This is a genomic window from Cylindrospermum stagnale PCC 7417 (assembly GCF_000317535.1).
Classification (GTDB): Bacteria; Cyanobacteriota; Cyanobacteriia; order Cyanobacteriales; family Nostocaceae; genus Cylindrospermum; species Cylindrospermum stagnale.
The window spans coordinates 6,222,300-6,247,630 of sequence record NC_019757.1 but is presented as its reverse complement, the minus strand read 5'-3'; the positions used below and the strand labels follow the sequence as shown (position 1 = coordinate 6,247,630).

General features: G+C 42.7%; 24 protein-coding genes. 10 read left to right on the top strand and 14 right to left on the bottom strand.

Translation table 11 applies throughout. The features are described from left to right. The first annotated feature begins 211 nt into the window (after positions 1–211). Complete coding sequence (locus CYLST_RS26435; protein WP_015210802.1) at positions 212–2,053, top strand: SUMF1/EgtB/PvdO family nonheme iron enzyme; 1,842 nt, start codon at positions 212–214, stop codon at positions 2,051–2,053. Between the two features lie 704 nt (positions 2,054–2,757). Here CYLST_RS26435 and hemJ read toward each other — a convergent pair. From hemJ to psbQ, 5 genes are all read right to left on the bottom strand, one after another. Next, positions 2,758–3,336 carry a protoporphyrinogen oxidase HemJ gene (gene hemJ, locus CYLST_RS26430; protein ID WP_015210801.1) on the bottom strand — a complete coding sequence of 193 codons (579 nt, stop codon included), beginning with the start codon at positions 3,334–3,336 and terminating at the stop codon, positions 2,758–2,760. Between the two features lie 202 nt (positions 3,337–3,538). Then, positions 3,539–4,078, bottom strand: a complete 540-nt coding sequence (locus CYLST_RS26425) for an SRPBCC family protein (RefSeq protein WP_157162643.1) — start codon at positions 4,076–4,078, stop codon at positions 3,539–3,541. Position 4,079: 1 nt separating this feature from the next. Beyond that, positions 4,080–4,931, bottom strand: a complete 852-nt coding sequence (locus CYLST_RS26420; protein ID WP_041233282.1) for an alpha/beta fold hydrolase — start codon at positions 4,929–4,931, stop codon at positions 4,080–4,082. A 184-nt stretch (positions 4,932–5,115) separates the two neighbouring features. Continuing rightward, positions 5,116–6,258 carry an NAD(P)/FAD-dependent oxidoreductase gene (locus CYLST_RS26415; RefSeq protein WP_015210798.1) on the bottom strand — a complete coding sequence of 381 codons (1,143 nt, stop codon included), beginning with the start codon at positions 6,256–6,258 and terminating at the stop codon, positions 5,116–5,118. A 94-nt stretch (positions 6,259–6,352) separates the two neighbouring features. After that, the gene (psbQ, locus tag CYLST_RS26410; RefSeq protein ID WP_015210797.1) at positions 6,353–6,805 is read right to left on the bottom strand and encodes a photosystem II protein PsbQ; all 453 of its coding nucleotides are present in this window, start codon (positions 6,803–6,805) and stop codon (positions 6,353–6,355) included. Positions 6,806–7,184: 379 nt separating this feature from the next. Between psbQ and CYLST_RS26405 the strand changes: the two genes are divergently transcribed. Beyond that, on the top strand, positions 7,185–7,613 hold the full coding sequence (locus tag CYLST_RS26405; protein ID WP_015210796.1) for a hypothetical protein: 429 nt from the start codon (positions 7,185–7,187) through the stop codon (positions 7,611–7,613). Positions 7,614–7,659: 46 nt separating this feature from the next. Here CYLST_RS26405 and CYLST_RS26400 read toward each other — a convergent pair whose 3' ends face one another. From CYLST_RS26400 to CYLST_RS26390, 3 genes are all read right to left on the bottom strand, one after another. Continuing rightward, positions 7,660–8,775: a helix-turn-helix domain-containing protein gene (locus tag CYLST_RS26400; RefSeq protein ID WP_015210795.1), complete on the bottom strand. Its 1,116-nt coding sequence runs from the start codon at positions 8,773–8,775 to the stop codon at positions 7,660–7,662. Beyond that, positions 8,765–9,109, bottom strand: coding sequence for a type II toxin-antitoxin system RelE/ParE family toxin (locus tag CYLST_RS26395; RefSeq protein ID WP_015210794.1), 345 nt, complete (start codon positions 9,107–9,109; stop codon positions 8,765–8,767). Before CYLST_RS26395 ends, CYLST_RS26400 begins: the two co-directional genes overlap by 11 nt. A 146-nt stretch (positions 9,110–9,255) precedes the next feature. Next, a complete protein-coding gene (locus CYLST_RS26390) occupies positions 9,256–9,669 on the bottom strand; it encodes a thiol-disulfide oxidoreductase DCC family protein (protein WP_015210793.1) in 414 nt (137 codons plus the stop codon). A 94-nt stretch (positions 9,670–9,763) separates the two neighbouring features. Here CYLST_RS26390 and CYLST_RS26385 point away from each other — a divergent pair, with 94 nt between their 5' ends. From CYLST_RS26385 to CYLST_RS26370, 4 genes are all read left to right on the top strand, one after another. Then, complete coding sequence (locus tag CYLST_RS26385; RefSeq protein ID WP_015210792.1) at positions 9,764–10,672, top strand: helix-turn-helix domain-containing protein; 909 nt, start codon at positions 9,764–9,766, stop codon at positions 10,670–10,672. A gap of 107 nt (positions 10,673–10,779) precedes the next feature. Further along, a complete protein-coding gene (locus CYLST_RS26380; protein ID WP_041233925.1) occupies positions 10,780–11,832 on the top strand; it encodes an aldo/keto reductase in 1,053 nt (350 codons plus the stop codon). Positions 11,833–11,989: 157 nt separating this feature from the next. After that, complete coding sequence (gene dps, locus CYLST_RS26375; protein WP_015210790.1) at positions 11,990–12,559, top strand: DNA starvation/stationary phase protection protein Dps; 570 nt, start codon at positions 11,990–11,992, stop codon at positions 12,557–12,559. Between the two features lie 143 nt (positions 12,560–12,702). Then, a complete protein-coding gene (locus CYLST_RS26370) occupies positions 12,703–13,422 on the top strand; it encodes a pirin family protein (RefSeq protein ID WP_015210789.1) in 720 nt (239 codons plus the stop codon). A 303-nt stretch (positions 13,423–13,725) separates the two neighbouring features. Here CYLST_RS26370 and CYLST_RS26365 read toward each other — a convergent pair whose 3' ends face one another. Next, on the bottom strand, positions 13,726–14,289 hold the full coding sequence (locus CYLST_RS26365) for a hypothetical protein (protein ID WP_015210788.1): 564 nt from the start codon (positions 14,287–14,289) through the stop codon (positions 13,726–13,728). A 32-nt stretch (positions 14,290–14,321) separates the two neighbouring features. Beyond that, positions 14,322–14,456 (bottom strand): hypothetical protein, encoded by a 135-nt coding sequence (locus CYLST_RS36425; protein WP_281172798.1) that lies wholly within the window; start codon positions 14,454–14,456, stop codon positions 14,322–14,324. 51 nt (positions 14,457–14,507) lie between these two features. Here CYLST_RS36425 and CYLST_RS26360 point away from each other — a divergent pair, with 51 nt between their 5' ends. After that, complete coding sequence (locus CYLST_RS26360; protein ID WP_015210787.1) at positions 14,508–15,752, top strand: RNA-guided endonuclease InsQ/TnpB family protein; 1,245 nt, start codon at positions 14,508–14,510, stop codon at positions 15,750–15,752. A gap of 127 nt (positions 15,753–15,879) precedes the next feature. Here CYLST_RS26360 and CYLST_RS26355 read toward each other — a convergent pair whose 3' ends face one another. The 4 genes from CYLST_RS26355 to CYLST_RS26340 all read right to left on the bottom strand — a co-directional run bounded on the left by CYLST_RS26355 (position 15,880) and on the right by CYLST_RS26340 (position 18,867). Beyond that, on the bottom strand, positions 15,880–16,449 hold the full coding sequence (locus CYLST_RS26355) for a YidH family protein (RefSeq protein ID WP_015210786.1): 570 nt from the start codon (positions 16,447–16,449) through the stop codon (positions 15,880–15,882). A gap of 166 nt (positions 16,450–16,615) precedes the next feature. Continuing rightward, the gene (locus tag CYLST_RS26350; RefSeq protein ID WP_015210785.1) at positions 16,616–17,272 is read right to left on the bottom strand and encodes a hypothetical protein; all 657 of its coding nucleotides are present in this window, start codon (positions 17,270–17,272) and stop codon (positions 16,616–16,618) included. 87 nt (positions 17,273–17,359) lie between these two features. Continuing rightward, positions 17,360–18,061: a cadmium resistance transporter gene (locus CYLST_RS26345; protein ID WP_015210784.1), complete on the bottom strand. Its 702-nt coding sequence runs from the start codon at positions 18,059–18,061 to the stop codon at positions 17,360–17,362. Between the two features lie 134 nt (positions 18,062–18,195). Further along, the gene (locus CYLST_RS26340) at positions 18,196–18,867 is read right to left on the bottom strand and encodes a cadmium resistance transporter (protein ID WP_015210783.1); all 672 of its coding nucleotides are present in this window, start codon (positions 18,865–18,867) and stop codon (positions 18,196–18,198) included. 198 nt (positions 18,868–19,065) lie between these two features. Here CYLST_RS26340 and CYLST_RS26335 point away from each other — a divergent pair, with 198 nt between their 5' ends. The 3 genes from CYLST_RS26335 (at position 19,066) to CYLST_RS26325 (ending at position 25,303) form a co-directional block, all read left to right on the top strand. After that, positions 19,066–19,998, top strand: a complete 933-nt coding sequence (locus tag CYLST_RS26335) for a LysR substrate-binding domain-containing protein (protein WP_015210782.1) — start codon at positions 19,066–19,068, stop codon at positions 19,996–19,998. Positions 19,999–20,696: 698 nt separating this feature from the next. After that, the gene (locus CYLST_RS26330; RefSeq protein WP_015210781.1) at positions 20,697–22,007 is read left to right on the top strand and encodes an efflux RND transporter periplasmic adaptor subunit; all 1,311 of its coding nucleotides are present in this window, start codon (positions 20,697–20,699) and stop codon (positions 22,005–22,007) included. Positions 22,008–22,132: 125 nt separating this feature from the next. Further along, positions 22,133–25,303, top strand: coding sequence for an efflux RND transporter permease subunit (locus tag CYLST_RS26325; RefSeq protein ID WP_015210780.1), 3,171 nt, complete (start codon positions 22,133–22,135; stop codon positions 25,301–25,303). Positions 25,304–25,331: the final 28 nt, after the last annotated feature.

Sequence of the window (25,331 nt, the reverse complement as noted above, 5' to 3'; positions counted from 1 at the left end):
CTTACCCAAGCTTCACACTCAAAGATTCTTGTAGGGTGCGTCAGATGTTAAAAATCTGCTGATTGTTACCGAATTATCGAGTCTGACGCACCCTACAAAGCCATGCCAGTTGCGTAAGTCCTGAATATTTACAAGGCAAGACATTACTATGATAAAAGTAATACGTCAATTTTCACCGCAAACGGGGAAAAATCGGGTTTAGGCTGGAGTAATGGCTAATTGGGCGATCGCAATTGGGATAAATAAATATAGCAACCTTAAGCCCCTAGAATACGCCAAGGGCGATGCTGAGGGAATGGGTGATTGGTTTAGCAAGGAAGGAAGGTTTGATGAGGTTTTCCTGTTTACAGAAGATTCCCCACCCATTCCAGCCACACCTGCGTCTATTGAAACTCAACCAACCTTTGGACACTTGCGGCGTTTTTTAAGAGCGCAATTTGACGAACCGCTGTTACAACCAGGGGATAACCTGTGGTTTTTCTTTGCCGGTCATGGCCAGCGTCATGCAGACTGCGACTACTTAATGCTATCGGATAGCGACCCCGGTGATCCAGAGCATACCGCTATCTCTGTGGATTTTGTCACCCAACGATTACGCCGCTGTGGTGCTGATAATGTAGTATTATTTTTAGATGCCTGTCGAAACGAAGGAAGTAGAAGCGGTGTAGGTATTGGCGGAGAGCATCAAGGAGTAATTACCTTTTATTCTTGCAGTTCTCAGCAAAAGTCTTGGGAAATTGAGCAATTACAACATGGTTCTTTTACCTACGCTTTGTTAGAAGGGTTAAGAATCAATGGTGAAGGGAACTGTGCAACGGTCGAAAGGTTGCAGGAATATTTAAAATGGCGAGTTCCTGCTATTAATCAACAGCACGGGAAAATACAGCAGAATCCTTATGCTGTAGCTGAACCTGCCACCAAGTTACACTTAATTTTATTACCGCAGCACGCCACTTTAACGGATATTCTTCAACTTAAAAATGATGCTTTTCAAGCGGAATCACAAGGAAATTGGGAATTAGCCAAACAGCTATGGATGCGAGTGAATGTAGCTGCTAGAGGTTCTGATTGGCAGGTAATTGAAGCATTTTCGAGAATTTCTCAGCGACAAGGAATTTCTTCTTCATTTCCTCAACCTGAACCTGTAAAATCGCCTGTAGGAGGTAGGTCTGTACAGCCTGAAACCCCACCAACTCAGGAAAACAAATTACAAATTTTTCAGTTTGAGGTGGTGACTGTAAATGCTGAAGGTCGAGAAGTAAAAAGAGAAAATTGCCAAGCCAAATATTTTACTGAATATTTAGGAAACAATGTCACTTTAGACATGATTTCTATCCCTGGGGGAAATTTTTTGATGGGTTCACCAGAAAATGAGGAAGGATACCATGTTTCTCAAAGTCCCCAACATCGAGTTACTATTCAACCCTTTTTCATGGGGAAATATCCTGTTACTCAAGCACAGTGGGAAAGGGTAGCAGCTTTACCAAAAGTAAAAATTGATTTAGACTCCAACCCATCTAACTTCAAAGGTGCTAACCGACCAGTTGAGCAAGTATCATGGCATGATGCCCAGGAATTTTGTGCTAGATTGAAAAAGCATACAGGTAAAATATATCGCTTGCCTAGCGAAGCCGAATGGGAATATGCCTGTAGAGCCGGAACTGCTACCCCCTTTTATTTTGGTGACACAATCACCACAAATCTAGCCAATTACAACGGGAACTACACATACAAATCCAGTGCCAAGGGCGTGTATCGTGAAGAAACAACTGATTTGGGAATTTTCCCAGCAAATGCTTTCGGTTTATACGATATGCATGGTAATATATGGGAATGGTGCCAAGGTGGGTGGCACGAAAATTATATAAATTCGCCAACAGACGGTAGCGCTTGGCAAGGTGAGAATGATAATCGTCGGCTGCTGCGCGGTGGTTCGTGGGACTTCAATCCGAGGGTCTGCCGTTCTGCGGCTCGTGGCAGGAACGCGCCGGACAATAGGTACTACAACTTCGGTTTTCGGGTGGTTTGTTTTTCCCCCGCGAGGATTTTGTAGCCCTTTATACTCTTGCTCTTTTGCCCTCTACCCTTCTTAATTCTTTTCCCTTCTTCTCGCGCTACGCGCGATAATTTTTTTTCAGCCGAGAATGGGTGCAATAACAATACTATATTAATATATCTCGTTCCCAGTCTCCGACTGGGAATGCTCCTTAGAGGCTCCGCCTCCAATCCTAACATTTCTGCCGCTTTTTTTCTCTATTAAGCAGTCAAACAAAATTAATTACAGTCATTGCGAATAAACCAAAGCGGAATCAAGCGATATCGCAAAAGTCAATCTACTTAGCAGCATCTCATTTCCATATTCTACCAGAAAATGTAGGTAAAGCGGCTGTGCCCAGTTGACAGGAGGCAGAGCCTCTTAATTGGCATTCCCAGCCGGAGACTGGGAACGAGGTATTACGCTACAGTCTAATTATGTGTAACTATAGACCATTCGTAGGGGCACAGCAATGCTCATTGGTGTCAACTTAAGCTTTAACCGTTGTCCCACAGCCGTTTGACCTCTCCCCTCAATCCCCTCCCCTTATGAGGGGAGGGGAGGTTTTGCGCCAGCAAAACCGGGGTGGGGTTCTTCTGGATTGGTTGGTAATTGAATAAGTTTGATATAACGCCATTACAAGGGTTTCACCTTAAGTTGACACTCATGAGCAATGCTGTGCCCCTACCGCGTATAGTGTATCGCTAAAATCTCCTCTAACTTTAGGCTTGGGGAACTTGATTTAATTGTTCTAACTGCTTTTCTTTGTTGCGTCTGCGGATTTTGGCATAAAGCTGAATGCTGACAGCCATAAAAACAACTAAACCAAAAATTAACCATGCGGTGAGGTCTGTAGGCAAGTTATTCTTAAACACAGCCAACATCACAATCACCACTAACATCAGTGTAGGCGCTTCATTTAGAGCACGCAAATGTTGACCACTCCAGCGGCATTCATCTGCTGCTAACTGCTTCATCAGACGAGCGCAGTAATGATGATAACCAATTAAAACGGCAACAAACAATAGTTTGAAATGTAGCCAGGGTTCTTTTAAAATATCCGGTTCTGTGGAGATGATGCCCAGCGCCATTGCAATAGTGACATACATTCCTGGGTTGGTAATGATGCCGTAAAGCCGCTTTTCCATAATCTGATACTGGTTTTTCAGTATCGTTCTTGCGGGTTCCGGTTCTTGGTTAGCCTCTACATGGTAGATAAACAGACGCACTAAATAAAATAACCCAGCGAACCAAACTACAAAGCCAACAATGTGAAATGCTTTAAACCAGGAATAAGCCATGAATCGTAACCTGCCTTTGTCAATTTGTTGTAGAGTGCTGTTACTACTCCCATTATCAGGTTAAAGCAAAACCTGATCTGGCAATTGACCACAACACCCCAGATAGATTAAGAAGTGTGAATTGCCGTCATCATTATTGCTGACATTTTAAGTAATTACCGAGTTTAAATAGCCGCAATTTTGACAAAATATCTAAAATCATCTAGCTGGGAAAAACTTGCTCATCAGCTTTTGGACTTTCAAGGAAGCTTTTGAGATTCTCTAAACAAATTACCTGAGCTTTTTGGAATGCCATTTTTACTGCTACAAGGAAAAACAAGTATGCTAGATAATTTTTCATTTTAAATTCAAAATTCCAGACAATTCTTGTGCCTGAATCTCCACTTGTATATAACCATCTTCCAGCAGCAGAATCTACTAACAAAGAAAAAGGAGGTTTAAACCCCTGAATTAATTTGTACTCTTGAATTGCTGGTCGTTTTAGGGCAGTAATTAATTCTACAATTTCTGAACCATCCCTATTAGTAATAATTCTTTTGCTCCCTTGATGAAGAGGTAAACTATCTGTGGTTCTAGCACTGACAATTGCCGGAATTAATTTATAACCAGTGAAATATCTAGGTAAATTTTGATCGTCCGTTGAACTGTCAAACACATCTTCTATGTCGGCTTTGATCATTATTTCTGCGATAGTTGTTATTTTCATAAAAAGTATGCAGTGTCTTGTTAATTTATCTACCAACTCAACTAGATTCAGCGCGACGCACAAAGGGCAAAAGGTCTTGTAGAATTGTTTCGTGGTAGTGTTCTTGGGGGTAATGCCCGACGTTATTAAGTTTTATTAATTCGGCATTTGGTGCATTTTTGGCAAATTTTTCGGCTATATCTACAGATAACCAAGGGTCAATCATTCCCCATTGAATCAGAATTGGTTGTTGCCATTGTTTAAAGCCAGTTTCAATTTCTGTCATTGCTGGAAAAAGTTGCAAATTGCGAACGGTTGCTAACAAGCCGCGTCCTGATGCTGAACTTTTCAAATATGGTTTGCGATAAATATCTAAATCTTTATCTTCTATGCGGTAACGAGTACCACCTTCTAATGTTCTGTCTACTAATAGGGGGTCTTGAGTCATGACTTCACCTGCTAAAGGTAACCCCAGTTGTTGGATTTTCCAGGGTAATTTGGCACTGGTGGTAATTGGTGTATTTAAAATCGCTATGTTGGCTATTTGTTCGGGGTGACGCAAGGCATATTGTAACCCTACGGAACCTAAATATCCTTGCACAACTAAGGAAAAACGTTCTAGTTCTACTGCTTTGACAAATCCGGCTAATGCTGTGATAAATGCATCGGGGGTATAAGCAAAATCGCGTTTTTCTGGTTGTGCAGAAAAACCATAACCAATCCAATCGGGTGCGATCGCTCTTGTTCCTTGTGCTGCTAAACTTGGGAGAATATTTCTCCAGCTATAACTTTGCGAAACTATACCGTGTAGTAGTAACACAGGCAGCAAGTCTGTTTGACCAATTGCTGGAGCTTCGCGATAAAACCATTCTAGTGAATCTACGGTTATTTTTTGTTCTTTAATTGACACGCTATGTTTCCTATTTGGGAATGTAACAGCCTCGCACCAATGGCGTAATACTGAATTTTCCTTCATCATCCTATAAATAGGTAGCAGAAGAATGAGAAGAATAATGGTACCGCACATCGTTTTTTGAATTGCTGAAATTTGCAATTATATGGGTTTAGGGTGTTGACTTTTGGTTTTAGATTTGTTATGCTGAAGTTGATAAGGAAGAACTATCTTGCAATAATTCACGAATGGCATCGGCTGTTGCAGGTGCGAGTAAAACACCGTTGCGATAGTGTGCAGTAGCTAGGAGAACATTATTAAACCCTGGTAGCTTACCAATTACTGGGGCGGGGCGTCCTTCGGGGCGGGGACGTAATCCTGACCAAGTGCGGATAATGGTTGCTTGGGCTAATTCTGGGCAAAAGGCGATCGCTTGTTGTTTGACAGATTCCAGTAATTCACTATCTGGCAATATCTCATCCCCATTACTGGGAAACTCCACCGTTGCACCCACCCAGTAATCACCGCCGCCCACAGGCACAATATGGACATCGTTACCAGTAATCGCTGGTTGAAAGTCAGAATTTCCTAATGGATGCCCTAAGCTGAGGTGTAACGCTTGCCCCAAAACAGGGCGAATATCAACTTTATAATTTAATTTGGCCGTCAGTGGCGTTGAACCTAGCCCGGCAGCGACTATAAACCAGTCTGCGGTAACTTTTCCCTCTGTAGTCTCAATAGTTTGAAGTTGAGGGGAAATTTCCGGGGTTTGGGCATCCAATACAGTCACGCCGAATTTGAAAGTTACGCCATTGTGTTGGGCAGCCTCCACTAAAGCTAATGTTAGGGCTGTAGGATCAAGTTGGCGGTCTTGAGGAGAATAGACAGCGCCAGTAATTTTGGCGTGATTGACTTGAGGACAAATATTTTTGAGTTTGGCAATATCCCAAATTTCCAACTGCCAACCTTGAGATTGACGAATTTCCCGCAGCTTTTCCCATGGGGAGATCCCCCCAACCCCACTTTCTAAGGGCAAGGAGGGGTCTGAATTTTCAGGCAAAAGCATGAGGATTCCTTGGCGATTGAAAGGGATTTGCCGACCGGTTAAAGCTTCTAGTTCGGGAATCAGGGTTTCATAGCGTTGGATGCTAGTCTGGCGCATCTGCCAAGCTTTACCCTTGATTTTCTGGCTGATTACGCCCATCAAAACGCCTAGTGCAGCGCCTGTGGAAGCTTTTGCTGGTGGTTGTTGGTCGAAAACTGTGATCTTGAATCCTTGAACTTGGCTGAGATTGTATGCGATCGCTGCGCCAATTACACCACAACCAATGATAACTACATTCATGGGCTTTTTTTAGGAGTGAGGAGTGAGGAGTGAACTGTTCACTCTATCACCCTATCACTCCATCATTTTTCACTCAGCAAGGAAGGAAGGACTGTTAACTGCTAGTTTTAGGCAGCAGTTGCAGAAATTTGTCAATGTCTGCATAAGCATCTTGGTAGCTACTCAAGGCCAGTTGAGTATTGCCGGCAGTAGCTGCTTGATCGATTTTAACCAGGTGGTTCAAGAAATCCCGCGTTATCTGACGCGCTGTGGTTTGGTCTTTGGGTAACAGGCTGGGGATGACATAGGTCATGGTCAACCTTGCTTCGGTTATGGGTCCGTGGATAAAATTACCCACCTTAATCCATTGATTCTTTTGAATCAGGTTTTCCAGTTCTTTTGAGCGATCGCGCACAGCCTGAATTTCAGGAATGTATTCCTGAATTTGCTCTAATTGAGCCGCTGTGTAGGTGGGAGGTGCAACTGCGGCGCTAGGACTGCCACAACTGATCAGAAATGTTGTCAATAATACTAGAAGCAGTGACAAAATAGAGCGTTGACGCACCATAAACTGAAGTTATTTGTTTTGTATTTATCAATTCACAGTGTTATTTTAGATCGCTAGCGCAATTTATCTTTCTTGTCAGCAAAGGTTTTTGCAGAAAATCCGAGAACTTCAATGGGAATTTTCTACAAAGGGCAGAGTTTCATCTGCTATTTCCAGATTTTATTAAGTATAATTACTCAATAGCTATTAACTTGTCCAAAAATCAGAAATCAGGAGTTTTTGGCAGATATAAGCCGCAGTAATTGTGAGGAAAGCGTGATTTAGAGTTGCTAAATCTAAAAGGTCTTGATAAGCTGAAGCACTAATAAGATAAGCCTTCTGGCGGGTTTTCTGTCGTCACATCCCCCATAGAATGACGCAATATTAGGAGTATTTTTTCGTGAATGCATCTGAACAGGCAACAAACCTTGAACTCGCCAGCAAGATTGCTACGGTAGTTAATTTGTTCAAATTCGAGTTTCCTGATGCCAGATCGGATCTCAAACCTTGGAAAAATGACCCGGAAACGAGGGAGTTAGTCGATCCAGATTCGATAGACATCGGCTTTCACTTTCCAGGAATCAGCAAATCCTGGCGCAGTCGCAGTGTCTTGATTCAAATCCGGTTTTATCATGATCCCCTAAATAACTCCCGGCGGGCCATCGGACTGGAAGCGGCTGGATTTGACCATCGCGGCGAGGTGTGGCGACTTTCAACGATAGAAACCTGGAGTTTTGTTGGACAGTCTCTACCTTCTCCTGAAGTCGGGGAGAGGCTGAAACAGGTTTGCCGGCAAATTTTAGAGATTTTTAATAAATCTAGTGATTGAACAAGTCAGTTATATCGCACCAATCCCCTTGCTAATTGTCAAATAATCAGCTTTCCTGCTCATCTAACACCCAATCAAATTTTTGTTTCAGGTCATTGCAGTGACTAGGCGGTAAAACATGATCGTGCTGAAGCCTACCAACTACAATCCCTGTGGCAATGCCGATTTCAGCAGCAAACTGCATAATATTTACTTTACTCATTTGTTGACCTGATCCCAGGAATCCCTTCCACGACCCAGGGGGAATGAGTATATCCGCAGAAAATTTGTTTGCTTGTTCCTCTTTTTCTTGATCCTCGACAGATACAACACCTGTCCCTTCCAGGAAGAAATCGCGCTTACCATGTAGCAAAATATGACCAGCTTCGTGGAAGAAGGTAAACCACAAATGGTCATCAGTCTTATAGCGCAAGCTGAGTTGAATCAGCGCTTTGTCAGAATTCAACCAATGAGTTGCTCCACTAGTTCGCGTTTTGGGAAGTTGTGGCACAAAAACTACAGCAACACCAGCTTCTGCACATAACTTTACTACTTTTGGCTGGAAAATTTCTGGTGGTTCCACAGTTAAAGCACGGATTTTTTGCAGTGCTTCCCTAAAATTGTCGGCATTATAGGGAGCGCAAGCAATCTTAGATGCTTCAATTTCTCCCCGACGTAACCAAGCAGCTATCGCACCAGGGTCACTTTGAAATGCTGGAGATTTACGAAAATCTATATGAGTATTCAACCATATACTCCCCCATTGTTCAGGGGAGGCGACGGCGAAAAAATTTAGCACTTCCCGCAATTGTTCCACTTTATCCTGATGGCGGCGAATCCAGCCAGACTTAATCATGGCTGTAACAGGAATTCCTTTCAGCCAACCTACTTGCTTTTTTAAACGCTTTTTTTCTTCCTGTTGCGCTAAAAATTCCCGGTAGTGTCGTTCGTGATTGTTCCAAAAACTAGCTGGGATATTGAATACCAGTTCTAGCTGTAATGCTGTTTCGGGGGTAATTGCTGCTTTACCCTTAATAATTTCATTAATTGTTTTTTTTGGTCTTCCTGTCCGTTCCGCCAGTTCTGCCTGGGTCATTCCCCGTTCTTCCAGAACTTCTAGCAGGGTATCCCCAGGAGGGTAAACGTAATCTGGATTGTACCTATTTTCGATCTTACTTTCCATGATAATCCTCCACGCCGATGATTCTCACGGCAGTTATTTGACTCCAGTCGAGACCACCATCTGATTTGGTAGGAATTGGTTCATTTGCTGGCTCAAAAATCAGCCGATATGGATGATCCAAATCGAGCGCTAATTGACCTGCGCGGTCATGAAGCAATTCGTGGCAACGGCCTGGAACATTTCGCATATCCTCAAGTACGTTGGCGTAACGTAAGCTATTTAGCCGTTTTTGGATGCGTTTTGCTCTATCTGCACCGTGTTTTCTCACTAGAAGCCTTTGCCGTTGGTTATTGCACTCTTCTTCAAATTGGCTACTCTCGAATACAATATCCATTTTATCACGGTTCTATAAATATTGTTAACCCTTAAGGTTAACTATATTTTAGACTCTGAATTCAAAAATGACGGGAATCACCCAGAAAAGAGGTTTAAATTCTTGCATACTAGAACTTATGTACTAAAGCTGGCTTAAACTCAAGATTACTCTTTATCAGTTTTGCAGCTACCATCTACACAATACGCCGACTGATAAGTTTGGGAACGCTTGCCAAAAAGGGTGTAACGGTTGTCCCGGATTTGTTCGTAAAAGCGATCGCCAACCCACTTCATCCCCGGTAGGGCCCGATAAGCCTCTACAAATACATTTCCCAATGGCAATAACCGCCCAATCTCTTCAGCAGCAGCACTTCCTTGCCAACGCCCCGAAGGTGTATTACCATCAATTACAATCATTCCCTGTTCACAATCTTCGGGGGTAATTCCCCACTGAGATAGTGTCTGCTCATCTTGCATGGAGGTGTAGCGAAACAAGTTTCCCCGGTCTAGAGTTTCTAGCAATTGCACTAGGGTGACGCAGAGATGGCAATTTCCGTCGTAGATCACGTAGTAATTCATGTATTTAGCCGCTATTTGGGGATAATAGTTTAGGATATTTGAAAAGCTAAGTATAGCCTTACACCGAAACTGAATTATTTCTGGGGCGAGAACGATGCCAGAAGAAAAAATTGTCACTGTTGATTTTGATCAAGAAGATGCTTGTTCAGCCATTCTGCCGCGATCGCCCCTAGTTTCTAGTTACCATGCTAAATGGGCTGGTATTCGCTTAGATCATCATCGACAGCCTAGCCACGAAACACCCGAACACTACTTCCACCAACATACTATTGGCATCAGCCTCGACCGTGGTATTAAAAAGGCAGAGCGGGTGTTAAATGGACTTACTCAGCGTGAATCCATAGCCCATGGGGATGTGACAGTGATTCCGGCAAACACTCACCATATATCGCGTTGCGAGTCGGGGGGAGAATTTATCCTCCTCAGTTTAGAACCAGCTTTTTTCAATCGCATCGCTTTAGAAACAGTAGATTTACAAAATATTGAAATTACACCCCATTTTTTTACACCCGATCCTCTAATTCAGCAGATTGGACTGGCACTGAAATCAGAACTAGAATCTGATGACATGGGTACTCGCATTTACATTGAATCTCTGGCAAATACGCTTTGCATTCACCTGCTGAAACGCTATGGCGCAGATCAAAAAAATATTCCTCAATACACTCATGGTAAGGGTTTGTCTCGGCTAAAGTTGCAACAAGCCATGGAATATATTCATGATAACCTCGACAAAGATTTGTCCTTGGCAGAAATTTCTGCGGTGGTGAGCATGAGTATGTATCATTTTTCGCGCCTGTTTAAACAGTCAACGGGTTTTGCGCCTCATCAGTATGTGATCAATTGTCGAATTGAAAAAGCCAAAATTTTATTGACTCGCTCTGAAAAGACAATAGACCAAATCTATCAACTAGTGGGTTTTCAGAATCAGAGCCACTTTACAAATGTCTTTCGCAAATTGATGGGTACAACGCCTAAAGTCTACAGAGAACAGGTAAGATAGTAGGCAATTCCAAATTCTCTCCTTGAAAATTCCCAATTAGAAAATCCAGTATTGGCAAGCATCCTAGCTATTGATTTGATGCCAATTAAATGTGGAATAGTTTAATTATGAGATACAAACTCTTGGGCAAAAGTGGGTTGAGAGTTTCTGAACTCTCTTTGGGAACCATGACCTTTGGTGAAGACCGGGGTTGGGGGGCATCCAAAGACGAAAGTCAGAAAATCTTTGATGCTTTTGTGGAAGCAGGGGGAAACTTTCTTGATACCGCCAACTGTTACACTGATGGTAGCAGTGAAAAAATTGTTGGTGAGTTGATTGCTAAAGACCGGGAACGGTTTGTAGTTGCAACTAAATATAGTTTTCCCTTACAGATTAATGATCGCCTTGGTGACCCTAACTCCAGCGGGAACCATCGCAAGAATTTGATCCAGTCGTTGGAAGGTAGTTTGAAACGGCTGAATACTGACTACATTGATTTATTTTGGCTGCACGCTTGGGATTTCACCACGCCGATTGAGGAAGTGATGCGATCGCTTGATGATCTCGTTCGCCAAGGTAAAATACAATATATCGGGATCTCGAACGCACCCGCTTGGATTGTTTCCCAAGCCAATACCATCGCCCAATATCAAGGGTGGACGCAGTTTGTCGCTCTGCAAATTGAGTATAGTTTGATTGAGCGGACACCAGAACGGGACTTGTTACCAATGGCTAAAGCTTTGGATTTAGCGGTAACGCCTTGGTCTCCCCTTGGTGGTGGAGTGCTCACAGGTAAGTATAATCAACCGATTCCCGTCGATGAACATCAGGGAAGATTGGCAAATCCGGCACTAGGAACTATTTCGGAACGACATTTAGCGATCGCTCAAACAGTTAGTCAAGTTGCTGCGGAAATTGGACACACACCTTCACAAGTCGCGCTGGCTTGGTTACGTGCTCAAAGCGGTGTGATTGTCCCGATTGTCGGCGCTAGGAAGCTCTCTCAGTTTCAAGATAACTTAGGTTATCTCGATTTCACCCTCTCGCCAGAACATCTGCAACGGTTGAATGAAGTCAGTCAAATTGATTTGGGTTTCCCCCATGACTTCTTACAAAAAAATGCCGTTCGCGATCACCTTTTTCATGGCACTTTCAGCACCATAGATAATCATCACCTCTAATTATAAAGCTAGCAACAGCAGTAAAACTGCACATTCAGGCATTAATTCCCTTAATCGTCAACTGAACTTTCGGACTTAATTATATCTACCGCTAGAGAGTTGTTTGTAGCCAGCAAATATCCGTACAGTTAAGGAGTAAATGGCTTAAGGTTGAAACATGAGCGATCACAAACTTTCATCACGGTTGTTTTCCACCCGGATTGATATTCCCACCGATGTGCGAGTCCAAGTCGTGTCAATTCTTAACCAAACATTGGCAGCAACTTTGGATCTAAAAACTCAGACAAAGCAAGCACACTGGAATGTGAAAGGCACAGATTTCTATCAGTTGCACGAATTATTTGACGAACTTGCCGGTGAATTGGAAGAATACGTTGATTTGGTAGCCGAACGCATTACCGCCTTGGGTGGCTACGCTTTAGGAACAGCCCGCATCGCCGCTAGTAACTCGATTCTACCAGAATTTCCCTTTGAGGCTATAGATGGCAAAGAGCACGTCACAGCCTTAGCAGACCGTTTTGCACCCTATGCCAAACATATCAGAGATGCGATCGCCAAAACCAACGACTTAGGCGACGCTGACACCGCTGATATTTACACCGAAATTTCTCGCACCATAGACAAACGACTCTGGTTCCTAGAAGCTCATCTGCAAGCATCCCCAGCAAAGGCAGATAATGGCGCAGCCACTACTACTAAAACTCAAAAAACAGCCGCAGTGAGATAAGTAATCTTAAAGTAAATAAACTGTCTCTAATCTAGTAGTATCTTTTTGGTAAGTACGTCACTTTAAAGTGCGTACTTTTCATTTATAAGTATCATACCTTACTATATAAATAGTTCAAAACCAAGTTTAATCTTTAATTTCCTATGTCTCAACAAACTACAAAAACACACTTAATTCATGATAGAAATAATCGTGGTCATGCTCAGATAGACTGGCTCGATAGTTACCACACATTTTCCTTTAGCAGCTTTTATGATCCCAACCGCATGGGATTTCGCTCTCTGCGGGTGATTAACGACGATCGCATTGCTCCCGGTGCTGGATTTCCTACCCACGGACATCGAGACATGGAAATTCTCACTTATGTTTTATCAGGTGCAGTAGAGCATAAAGACAGTTTGGGTACAGGTTCAGTGATTCGTCCTGGGGATGCACAAATCATGAGTGCGGGTACTGGTATTCAGCATAGCGAATTTAACCCCTCACCAACAGAACCACTGCACTTGCTGCAAATCTGGATTCTTCCTGACAAGCAAGGAATCACACCAAGGTATGAACAAAAGGCTTTTACCCCAGAAGAAAAGCGGGGAAAACTCCGCTTAATCGCTGCTAAAGATGGACGTGATGGTGCTGTAACTATTCACCAAGATGTTGATTTATATGCATCTCTTTTAGAATCAGGTGATGTTGTTAATTATCACGTCCCACCTCATCGCTATGCTTGGTTACAAATAGCTCAAGGTACAGCAAACTTAAATGGTGAAGAACTCAGAGCCGGCGATGGGGTGCAAATCAACGGGGAAGAAAAACTAGAAATTAGCACCAATACCAGCGCGGAAATCTTGCTTTTTGATTTGGGTTGATATTAAGTTTGGTTAATTACTTAATTAACTTAACCCTTTCCTACTTTCGGGGAAGGGTTATTTTTTATAGCGGTTTGCAATTGGTTCAGGTACAGAAAAAACCTACATTCCGCACTTTAAACCAAAAATGATTATTTATGGGCAAGCTTGAGCCACTGAGAGGAGTGAGGAGTTGATTTCCCCGTACAAATTTTCGATTGTCCCAATATCATTATATGAGCAAGTTAGTAAAGCAATAAAACACGCTCTTTAATATTTATTTATAACGTGTCCTATTTTGCGCGCATCCCGGCTGAACTTCAATTAAATGCTATTACCTCTACTACGATATGATTTCAAATTTCCTTGTCCCTCGTAAACTAAAGTCTGTTCTTGAAGAATATTAAATTTAGTTAATTGCTCCGGCTCTTGCTCACCCGCTAAAATAACAGTGACTTGACTATTAACATTAGAAATGTTAGCTAAAATGTTACTCTGGGAGGAGGCTAATATCCAGGTATAGTTATACTGACAATTTCTCCAACTTTTAGCTTGATAACCTTCAAAGTAAATAGTAATATTTTTATTACTAGGATTATATGTTAATGAAGAATTTTTTGCTTTCACTCCCAAATGCTGTTCAAGAAAAGATTGCATAACCTGAAGTGATGCATTTTTAGAACCACTAAGGACGAGTAAATTTGAATTATGAGCAGCATTCGTTATTCGTAAAAGTGCTTCATAACGTACTAAGTCGTCTTGAGCAGGATTAGTTAAATTCAGTGCTGCCTTATTACCATCCAATTCCAAAAAGTTAAATAGAAATTCTTCCGTCAAATTACTTGTTAGGTTAGCTCTAACAATATCTCTAAGATTAATATTTTTCACGAGTTAATTTTTTATCTGTTTGTAATTAACGTTTATTTTAATACAGATTTCGCAACCGTGGTGGAGAAAATAGGCATAGTTGCTAGGGGTGTTGTCATAGTGGCAGCATTGTTTTGTAGCCCAGTACCTATAGCAACAGTACCTGCGATCGCCACACTAGTAAGCAAGAAGTTACCTAACTCCGTGATATAATTTATCTTAGTGTGTTTGACGTAAATATGCTGGTATTTGAGGCCAAACTTGAGGGAACCAACGAGCAGTATCAGTCGCTGAATGAAGCGATTAGAACCGCTCGTTTTGTTCGCAATGCCAGCCTTCGATACTGGATGGATAACAAAGGTATTGGTCGATACGACCTGAGTAAATTCTGTGCAGTGCTCGCTGCTAATCACAAGTTTCCTTGGGTATCCAAGTTGAACTCCATGGCCAGGCAAGCTTCTGCGGAAAGAGCTTGGTCTGCGATTGCTCGCTTCTTTGATAACTGTCAGAAAAACAAACGGGGTAAAAAGGGTTATCCACAATTCAAGAAAGAACAAACACACGGCTCTGTTGAGTACAAAACCTGTGGGTGGAAGCTTTCTGTTGACCGCAAATACATCACTTTCTCCGATGGATTTAAGGCAGGAACCTTCAAGCTTTGGGGAACTCGTGACCTACATTTTTACCAACTCAAACAGTTTAAGAGAGTGCGGGTTGTGCGTCGTGCTGATGGCTATTATTGCCAGTTTTGCATCGACCATGAACGAGTAGAAAAGCGAGAACCAACGGGAAAAACTATTGGTATTGATGTGGGATTAAACCACTTCTATACAGATAGTAATGGGGAAACTGTTGCCAACCCTAGACATCTTCGCAAAAGTGAGAAGTCTTTGAAGCGGTTGCAACGCCGAATGTCTAAAACTAAAAAGGGTTCTAAAAACAGAATTAAGTTTAGAAATAAACTTGCTCGTAAACACCTCAAAGTAAGTCGTCAGCGTAAAGACTTTGCTATTAAAACGGCAAGGTGCGTGGTAAGGTCTAACGACCTTGTGGCGTATGAGGATTTGATGGTGCAGAATTTGATCAAGAATCATCACTTGGCTAAGTCAATTAGTGATGTGTCATGGTCGCTGTTTCGTGAATGGGTTGAGTATTTCGGTAAGGTGTTTGGTGTAGTCACGGTTGCTGTACCTCCCAATTTCACTAGCCAAAATTGCTCTAATTGTGGTGAGATTGTCAAAAAATCTCTCTCGTCCAGAACTCATGTTTGCCCTCACTGTGGGCATACTCAAGACCGCGACCATAATGCAGCACGAAACATATTAGAAAAAGGATTGAGTACGGCAGGTCATGTCGGAACTAACGCCTCTGGAGATATCGACCTCTGCCTGGGTGGGGAAACTCCTCCAAGTAAGCCGAGTCGTGGAAAGAGGAAGCCCAAAGAGCGATCTTTGGAATCCCCCGCTATATCAGGAAAGGACTGATTAGCGGTGGGAGGATGTCAAGCCGCGTCTTTCTCTGTGGCATAGCCCAACCTGTTTATTTTCTGGTTGTTTCTTACTATCTAACAGCTGCTGTTTGTGAATACACCTGTCAGCAGGTAGACAAAATTCATTCAGCTATCATCGGACTCAAGGGGTTTAACGGGGTGGTAAAGACAAAATAAACTACCCCAGCACCGAGAATCATAATCGCTATACTAAACAGAAGTATCCAGCGGTCTGTGGGTTCATAAGTATCTTCTTCAATATCGCGGCGGACAGAAAAATAGTGCGCTGTAGAGAGCCAAACCGTGAGCAAACCCACCAGAGAGAAGACTAAGCCTAACTTCCAACCGTTACCAGGATTGGCTATCAGGGGTACTTGGAAGGCACGCAACCGGACGATGACGACACCAAAACCCAAAAGCGCGATCGCAGTCCGCATCCAAGCGAGATAGGTACGCTCATTTGCCAAGTGATCCCGAACTCGTGACGGATTCTGCCTTCCAGGCTTCTTTTTATTTGTTTCTTCTATGGGTTTGGACTTTAATTGCATTGATAACACCCTGATTCCCAAAGACGTTACTTTAACTAAAATTCTCAGAAAATCGCCAATTAGCTTCCAGACGATTTGCATCCAGTGCGATGAGCGCACTACCCAAATATACCTGTTATGCTTGTGCCTTTTTTCAAGATTCATTTTAATGCAGATATTGGAATAAAACAAGCCTTAAATTACTGGCCATAAAAAATCAACCAAACTTAGAGAGCTTTTACACCAATGCTTGTGGTATCATTTCTCTAATTTTGGCTGATGCTCTATGTCAATTTAAAAAGAGTGTTGAAAATGCAACTATGAGTTAAATTCAAGACTTTTTGCTGGGAGCATTAGGCAGTCTTGTATCTATGAGAGCTTGGGATACATTGGGGATAAACCAATTAACTGCATCAGTTTTGACAACTTGAGCATTAGGAACGTTAATTTCTATTACCGCAGTCTCCGGATTAGTCTTAATTACCAACTGACTACCATCAGCTATTTTCACAGCAACCGGTCCGAGAAATTCTTGAGCTTGTCCATCAGGGCTTAAGCCTATAATTTTGGCATCATTCGGCAGATAAAATCCATCACAGTCCCATTTTCTTTTAGTAGTCTGACCATCCGCTAGAAAATATAGCCCATTGTCGTATACATTGTTTTTGTTGTCTTCGTTTTTGGATCTTTTACCATAGACAGCAAGGGTTTTACCTGTTTCATTACGGCACTGGCCCCAATAAGTTCCCGACTCTAAAGCGTATTGTTGAAAGGCTAACTCATCGATTTTCTTTTGAGTTTCTGGTGGGATAGAACCCTCTGTTTCTAGTTGTGCTGCTGTTGATTGTTTAAGTTCATTAAGTGCTTGAGTGACTTCTATATAGTCAGGATTACTGGTGAATTTTGGTCTTTCAGCCAAGGATGGTTGAGCAAAGGCGAAATTTACCAAAATCATTGAGACGATTAACAGAGATTTCCAAATTTTCATGATGTGACTCCTGTTGATGAATGCTCTAGGTTGAATTTGAAAAATCAATCTTGGTAGTAAATTGGTGAGGCAACTTCTATTAGATGCTTAATTAGCTTTACTATTCAGTGCTAGCTGATTCTTCATACCTAAGATAACTGAGAATAAATAACTAGCTGCGACAGCTAAAACAGTGAACATAACATTTTCCATAATTATAAATACGCCCAATCCAATCAAAATGAAAGGAACAAAAGTATTGCCGTAGTCAGTTAAGACTTGCGCGATAGTGGGTAGCTTAGTTATTTTATAAGCGGCATAGCACCACACTCCTACAAGCGTAAAGAATACACCGATAATCACTAATAAATTCTCTAATTCCGTATTGGCAAATAACGGCACATATATACTAATATTGTCGCTGCCATTAGCAAAGGCAATAGCTGCTACATTGCATGTCTGGGGAGAAAGAATGCTGGCAATTGCAGAGGGGTAAGATGGGTCGCTTTCGACTGACAATTCCTGTAATGAATCTTCTTCATGTTTGAGTAAACTGCTGAAACCAATAATGATTGGCATCAAGCCTAGTAGTCGAATCCAAGACTGCGGAACAATTAGTCCACCAAAGAAACCAGGAAGACTGGCAATTACTAATAAACCAAACCCTAAATACTGACCTGCGAAGATATGACGAGAGCGGAAGGTTTGATTTATTTGTGAATAAAGTAAAGTCAAAATAACAATATCATCGATATTAGTGGCACTAAAAGCCGTTATTCCAGTGGTAATTGCAGTTATTAACTCGCTCATTTGTGAAATCCCTTTTTGATTGTGATGCTTGATTATATGTCGGTAATCAAGAGGTAAAAGAATCTGTAATTGAAAATAGTGCTTTACATTTCGCCAATAATTTTTAACAATAGTGCAATCAGCGGCTTTACTGCTTAAAAAGCATTGCTCAAACCGGGTAAAAGTTGAAAACTTCCACTTTTAATCAGGATGGAAAATCCTAAGTAAATCAACACAACCGGGCAGATTTTTCGACCATAGCGAGCTAGAAGGGGAGCCATAAGAGGATTGCGCGTCATGTTGTAAGAGAGGAAGCACCATAACCCAATAGTCGCGTAGCAAACAGACAAAATTACACCCAAACTTGGGAGATTGCTACTGGCAAACAACGGCACGTAAATCCCAATGTTGTTTCCTCCATTGGCAATCGTCACTGCGGAAACGCGGTAGGTTTGAGGATCACGTAGAGTGCCCCAGAGTGATTTATTGTGATGCTGAGTTTTGCCATGAGAGGGTAAGTTAATTGATACAGCTTGTACTGCCTCTTCTTCCACTTCCCGTTTCACTAGATGACTGATACCAATAGTGATTGGAAGAAAGCCTAGTAATCCAATCCAGGCTTCTGGAAGGATTTGTCCGCCGAAGAAACCAGGGAGACTAGCACACACTAATGCCGTGAATCCCAGAAATTCACCAAGAACAATATGCTTGGGACGAAAGGTGCGATTAACTTTTCCGAAAAAGGCGGTCAAGTATAAATTGTCGTCAAAGGTGGTGGCAAAAGCAGCGGAAATGCCAATAACTGATGTACTAATTAACCAATTCATGATCGTTGCTCACAATGATTGAGTTTTGTCCTTCTCAGTTCTGACTGGAAGCGAAGTTTGCCTTAACTTGTTTAGCCCAGTACCAAAGGCTTGATTTATACTGTAATCTTCTTAACCGATAGAATCAAATGCTTTTATTTGTCAAAATGATAAACAGAAGTGATGAAAATGTGACCAAAGTTTGAGGGATAGTGCAAAATGGCAGGAATGACGCTAGATCAGCTACGCATCTTTATAGCTGTGGCAGAACACTTACACTTTACCCGTGCGGCAGAGGAGCTTTATATTACTCAACCTGCGGTCAGTGCGGCGATCCACAGCCTTGAGCAGGAATACGGTGTCAAGTTGTTCCATCGGATTGGTCGCCATATTGAGATTGCTGAGGCGGGTAAGTTACTACAAGTAGAAGCACAGAAAATTCTCGACCAAGTCACCTTGACAGAACGGGGATTGCGAGAATTGAACAATCTGCAACGGGGTGAATTGAAATTAGGTTCGAGTCTGACGATTGGTAATTACTGGCTTCCCAGCAAGATTAGTAAGTTTAAAAGCCAATATCCAGGGATTCAGATTAACTGTACTCTTGCCAATACAGAAGAGATATGTCTAGGTACAGCGACGGGAGAATTTGATTTGGGTTTGGTGGAAGGAGAGGTGAAACCTGCGTTACGGAATACTCTGGAGTATGAAATTGTGGGGAGCGATCGCTTACAAGTTGTGGTTGGCCAAACTCACCCTTGGTTTGAACAGCAAAAAATTTACCTCACAGAACTGACTCAAACCCCTTGGGTGATGCGAGAGTCTGGCTCGGGAACACAGCAAAGATTTGAGGAAGCCTTGCTAAATTGGGGCATCAATCTTGGCGAATTAAATGTAATTTTAGTGTTCAACAGTGGAGAGATGGCAAAGGCAGCTGTGGAAAGCGGTGTCGGTGCAACGGGAATTTCTGAGTTGATGGTCAAAAAAGAACTACGGCTGGGAACTCTGCAAACGATTCAAGTTATTGATAACAGAGAAGGAACTGGAGTGAACGCAGAAATATTTCGACCCTTTTTCAAGCTCAAGCACCGACAGCGTTTTCAAACTGCTCTTTCCAAAGTCTTTGAACAAATGCTATCAACCTGTCTGTAAAATGCCATCTCTGGAGACTGGGTACTGTGTGTAATGGCACGGTGTACCCACCGGAGGCAGGTCGAGGGAGCGCTCCTGTCTGAGGCAATCGCTATGCCGGCAGATCATTGGAAGCATTGCCTCAAAATTTAGGAAAATCGGTCAACTGAAGACAAAGTCTCCCCTGTATCGAATCTTCGAGGACGTCATATTATATACTATATATACATATTTCTCGAAAGTAGCAATATTAAAACATTTTCAGCAAAAAATGAATATAAATTTGGATATTTTTATCTGTAAACTTGGTTTTATAGCCGGACTAAATCGTTGTTGAATCGTGCAATTTTGGCTTTAGGCACTGAACAAAGAACAGTCACATGGGCTTGATATGGCGGTTAGATTTAAGTTGTGAAATAATGATATAAGTCTTTCATGGTCAATATTTTCAGTGTCTCAAGGTTACTATTTTCCAGGCGCAACTCATCGGTTCTGGTGTTTTGTCTATCGACTTCTTTAAGGAGCAGCGAAAACTTTCGGCAGCTTGCTAAATATCATTCACCTTTTGATAGATTTTCAAGACCCATAAAAGTAGTATATTTATATTAGCTAACACAAAATTTGCTCTAATGTCTCATACTTAATTAGTAATTTAATTATCAACAGATAAAATCTCGATTGAGTTTTAGTAAAATTATTCATTAGGTTCTTAGTAAGCTATGACATCCCCTGAACCGCACACGGATTTTGGCAACGATCTTCCACAGCCCTTATTTGAGCCACCTCCCCAATCACGGCGGTGGCTTTGGTTATTGTTAGCAGCACTACTATTAGTCGGGGGGGGAGCAGGTATAGCTTGGCGTTTGCTCACTCCTAGTAATTCAGCCGCTGTAAATGCTCAACCGCCAGGAGTCAGAGTAAAACTATCGACAGTGGAAACAGGCACAATTGAGGATAGTTCAGAGTTCATTGCCAAGCTAGAGTCCCGGCGTTCGGTCGAACTCAAGCCAAGAATTGAGGGTCAAGTCAGCCAAATATTTGTTAGGTCAGGAGATACAGTCGGATTAGGATCAGCAATTATCCAAATCGACTCTAGACAGCAACAAGCAGCGGTCAGTGGGATCAATGCTGCTGGTCAGGCGGCTGTAGCGCAACTAGAGAATGCCCGCGCTACATTAAAATCTCTGCAAGCTGATCGGCTATCTAACGTTGCTGATGTCCAATTGAACCAGCAGGACTACAAAAGGTATTCTGACCTGGCTGACCAAGGAGCTGTATCTCGACAAACTAAGGATCAGTATGCTAACAGGCTGGCTACAGCTAGGGCTAATCTCGGTGCAATTGATGCCAAGATTCAAGCACAGAAAGCTACTATATCCCAGGTAGAAAGATCCTTGCAGCAAGCGGATGCCAATAGTAGGGAACAACAAGTCCAGCTCCAGTACTACAAAATTACGGCTCCCTTTAGTGGCACAGTCGCCGATATCCCGGTCAAAGTAGGTGATTTCGTGAATAATGCCACAAAATTAGCTACTGTTACTCAAAATAGACCTTTAGAAGTCAATATCTCTGTACCGCTGGAGCGGGGCCCCCAATTGCGTAAGGGATTACCGGTTGAAGTGATCAACGCTCAAGGTAAGAGGCTGGGTACGAGTGAAGTATCTTTCATTTCTCCTAACGTTGCCGATGGTACACAATCAATATTGCTCAAAGCACTCTATAACAATTCTCAAGGTGAGTTGCGGGCTGATCAATTGGTGAAGGCTAGAGTGATTTGGAGTCAGCGTTCTGGAGCTTTAATTCCCACAACAGCAGTGTCTCGCATAGCTGGGGAAACTTTTGCCTATGTAACGCAAACAGAAAAATCTCCTCAAGGTGTTTCTCAACTTGTGGCGCGGCAAAAGCGGGTGAAATTAGGTGGGATCACAGGTAATAATTACCAAGTTATCGAAGGATTACAGCCAGACGAGAAAATTATTGTCTCAGGGCTGCTGAATCTCAGAGATGGCGTGCCGATAGTTCCTGAGTAATGGGTAATGGGTAATGGGTAAGTGGTAATTGGTAATTGTTTTATTCCCATTAGCCATTAGACCTTAGCCATTCCCCATCACCCATTAGCTATTACCCATTACCCATTAGCCATTACCCAATCCCCATGTTTGTTGATTTCTTTATTAGGCGACCTGTATTTACGAGTGTCTGCGCTATCGTCATTTTGCTGGTAGGAGTCATTAGTATTCCCACACTGCCTACAGAACAGTATCCAGAAATCAGCCCGACGCAAATTATTGTTAATGCTAACTACCCCGGCGCTAGTGCTGAAGTTGTCGAAAATACGATTACAACTATCTTAGAGCGCCAGATTAACGGTGTCGAAGGCATAAAATACATGACTTCGAGCAGCAGTAATGATGGCAGCAGTACGATTACAGTTACATTTGACGCATCGAAGAACAAAGATATTGCCGCGGTTGATGTTCAAAACCGCGTGTCTATAGCTGAAGCGCAGTTGCCAGATACAGTGAAGCAAACTGGTGTCACTGTTAGTAAGCAATCTAACAACATTCTCTTGGCGATCGGTCTGTACAGTGAGAATAAAGAATTCGACAACGTCTTTTTGAGCAACTACGCCGACCTTTACATGACAGATTCCCTTAAAAGAATCAAAGGTGTGAGCGAGGCGCGGATTTTTGGTGAACGTCGCTATGCTATGCGTTTATGGCTTGACCCTAATAAACTTGCTAGCCGCAACCTGACTGCTGATGATGTGATCAATGCAGTCAATGAACAAAACTTACAAGTTGGTGTTGGGCAAATCGGACAGCAGCCATCAGCTGATGGTCAGATGTATCAAATTGACTTGAAGGCAGTTAGTAGGCTCACAGAACCTGCGGAGTTTGATGACTTAGTTCTCAAAACAGGTGCTGATGGCAGTTTGATTAAGCTGAAAGATGTAGGTCGGGCGGAATTGGGTGCCCAAAATTATAGCTCGTTCCTGCGATTTAAGGGCAATGAAGGTGTAGGTGTAGGGATATTTGGTACGCCTGGAAGTAATGCCTTGGATGTTGCTAAGGCTGTGAAAGCAGAAATGGCACTACTGTCAAAAAGCTTTCCGCCAGGGATGGAATATAAGGTGGCTTTTGATACAACTCTGGTTGTGGAAGAGTCTCTGGCGGAAGTGCTCAGAACCCTGATGGAGTCAATTGGGCTGGTCATCTTGGTAATTTTTATTTTCTTACAGGACTGGCGTACAACCCTGATTCCTGTCCTTACCATTCCTTTGGCGTTGATTGGTACTTTTGCTTTTGTGAAAGCTTTTGGGTTTTCGATCAACACCTTGACTTTATTTGGTTTGACTTTATCTACGGGGATGGGAGTCGATGATGCGATTATCGTTGTTGAAGATATCTCGCGCTTAATCCAAGATCAAGGGATGAGGCCGCGTCAAGCAACATCAGCGGCAATGCATGAGCTATTTGGGGCGGTGATTGCCACTTCTTTAGTGCTGATGGCTGTGTTTGTACCGGTGGCATTTTTTCCTGGCACTACAGGACAAATTTATAAACAATTTGCGCTAACGATCGCATTTTCGATCGCCATTTCTACCTTCCTCGCTCTCACCCTCACCCCTGCCCTCTCAGCTTTATTGCTGCGTCAAAGACCCAAACCAAAGGGTGTATTTGGCTGGGTGTTTGGTCAGATTAACAGGTTTCTCGATGCTATGCAGCGAGGATATGAGCGATCGCTAAATTTCCTCATCAAGATAAAAGCGATCGTCATCACTCTATTCATCATCTCTTTGGGTCTGACTGGCTGGCTTTATCTCAATGTCCCTACAGGGTTTCTCCCCGACGAAGACCAAGGCTATTTCATCACCATTATTCAAGGGCCAGAAGGTGTTTCCCTCAACTACACCAGCAAAGTCATGGCTCAGGTAGAAAAAGAAATCCTGAAATTACCAGAAGTCACAGGTACTTTCGCCATTGGTGGCTTTAGTTTTAGTGGCAATACCGCCAATAGTGGCGTAATTTTTACCACCCTCAAGGGCTGGGACGACCGTCAAGCACCAGGTCAGTCAGCACAAGCAATCATTGGCAAATTGAGAGGATCGCTATCGACAATTACAGAAGCCAGAGTTTTCCCGGTAAATCCGCCAGCAATTCGCGGCTTAGGCAGTTTTAGCGGCTTCCAATTTCAGTTGCAAGACAGATCCGGTACCAGTGGCTTAAACGCCATGCTGGAAGTGATGGGGCAGATTATGCAGCGTGGAAATCAAACACCAGGATTGCAAGCTGTATTTAGCACCTTTACCGCTAATACACCCCAGATGTTGATTGAAGTAGATCGCAATAAAGCCAAAGCACTGCAAGTCCCAATAGATAATATCTTTAGAACCCTACAAAATAATTTGGGTTCGCGATATGTCAACGACTTTAATTTCCTCACTCGGACTTATCGCGTATATGTGCAAGCAGATGCTAAGTTTCGCTCTAACCCTGAAGATATCGGTCAGTTGTATGTCCGTTCTCAGACTAATCAGATGATTCCTCTGAGCAGTCTAGTTAAAGTTACGCCAACGACTGGAGCGCAAACCATCAATCACTACAACTTATTACGCTCGATTGAAGTTAACGGTTCTCCTGCTCCTGGCTTTAGTTCTGGACAAGCAACCGCCGCAATGGAGAAATTGGCAAAAGAGATTTTACCAGTAAGTATGGGTTATGAATGGTCGGGTTTGACTGCTGAAGAACAACAGTCTGGTGGTCAAGCACCGGTGATTTTTGGCTTGGGACTGATTTTCGTTTTTCTGGTGCTGGCTGCACAGTATGAAAACTATGTTGATCCCTTGATTATTATGCTGTCAGTTCCCCTAGCTATTATGGGGGCGCTGTTATCGCAGTCATTGCGGGGACTGACTAATGATGTGTTTTGTCAGGTCGGTCTGGTGATGCTGATTGGTTTAGCGAGCAAAAATGCGATTTTGATTGTCGAATTTGCTAACCAATTGCGAGAACAGCAGGGTTTACCAATTACTAAAGCAGTAGTGCAAGCATCGCAAGAGCGGTTACGACCAATTCTGATGACTGCTTTTGCTACTTTGTTGGGTAGTTTTCCTTTAGTATTTGCCTCAGGTGCTGGGGCTGCAAGTCGCCAATCCCTTGGTACTCCTGTGTTTGGCGGACTGTTGATCGCTACTTTCTTGAGTTTGTTTGTGGTGCCAATTTTGTATATCGTCATTGGCACAATTCGCGATCGCTTGAATCCATCCAAAAAGCCTCACTATTTAGATCATGATGACAAGGTGCCTTACAGCAGCAAACTGTAAATTTAACCTTCGTGTATAGTTCACCCAG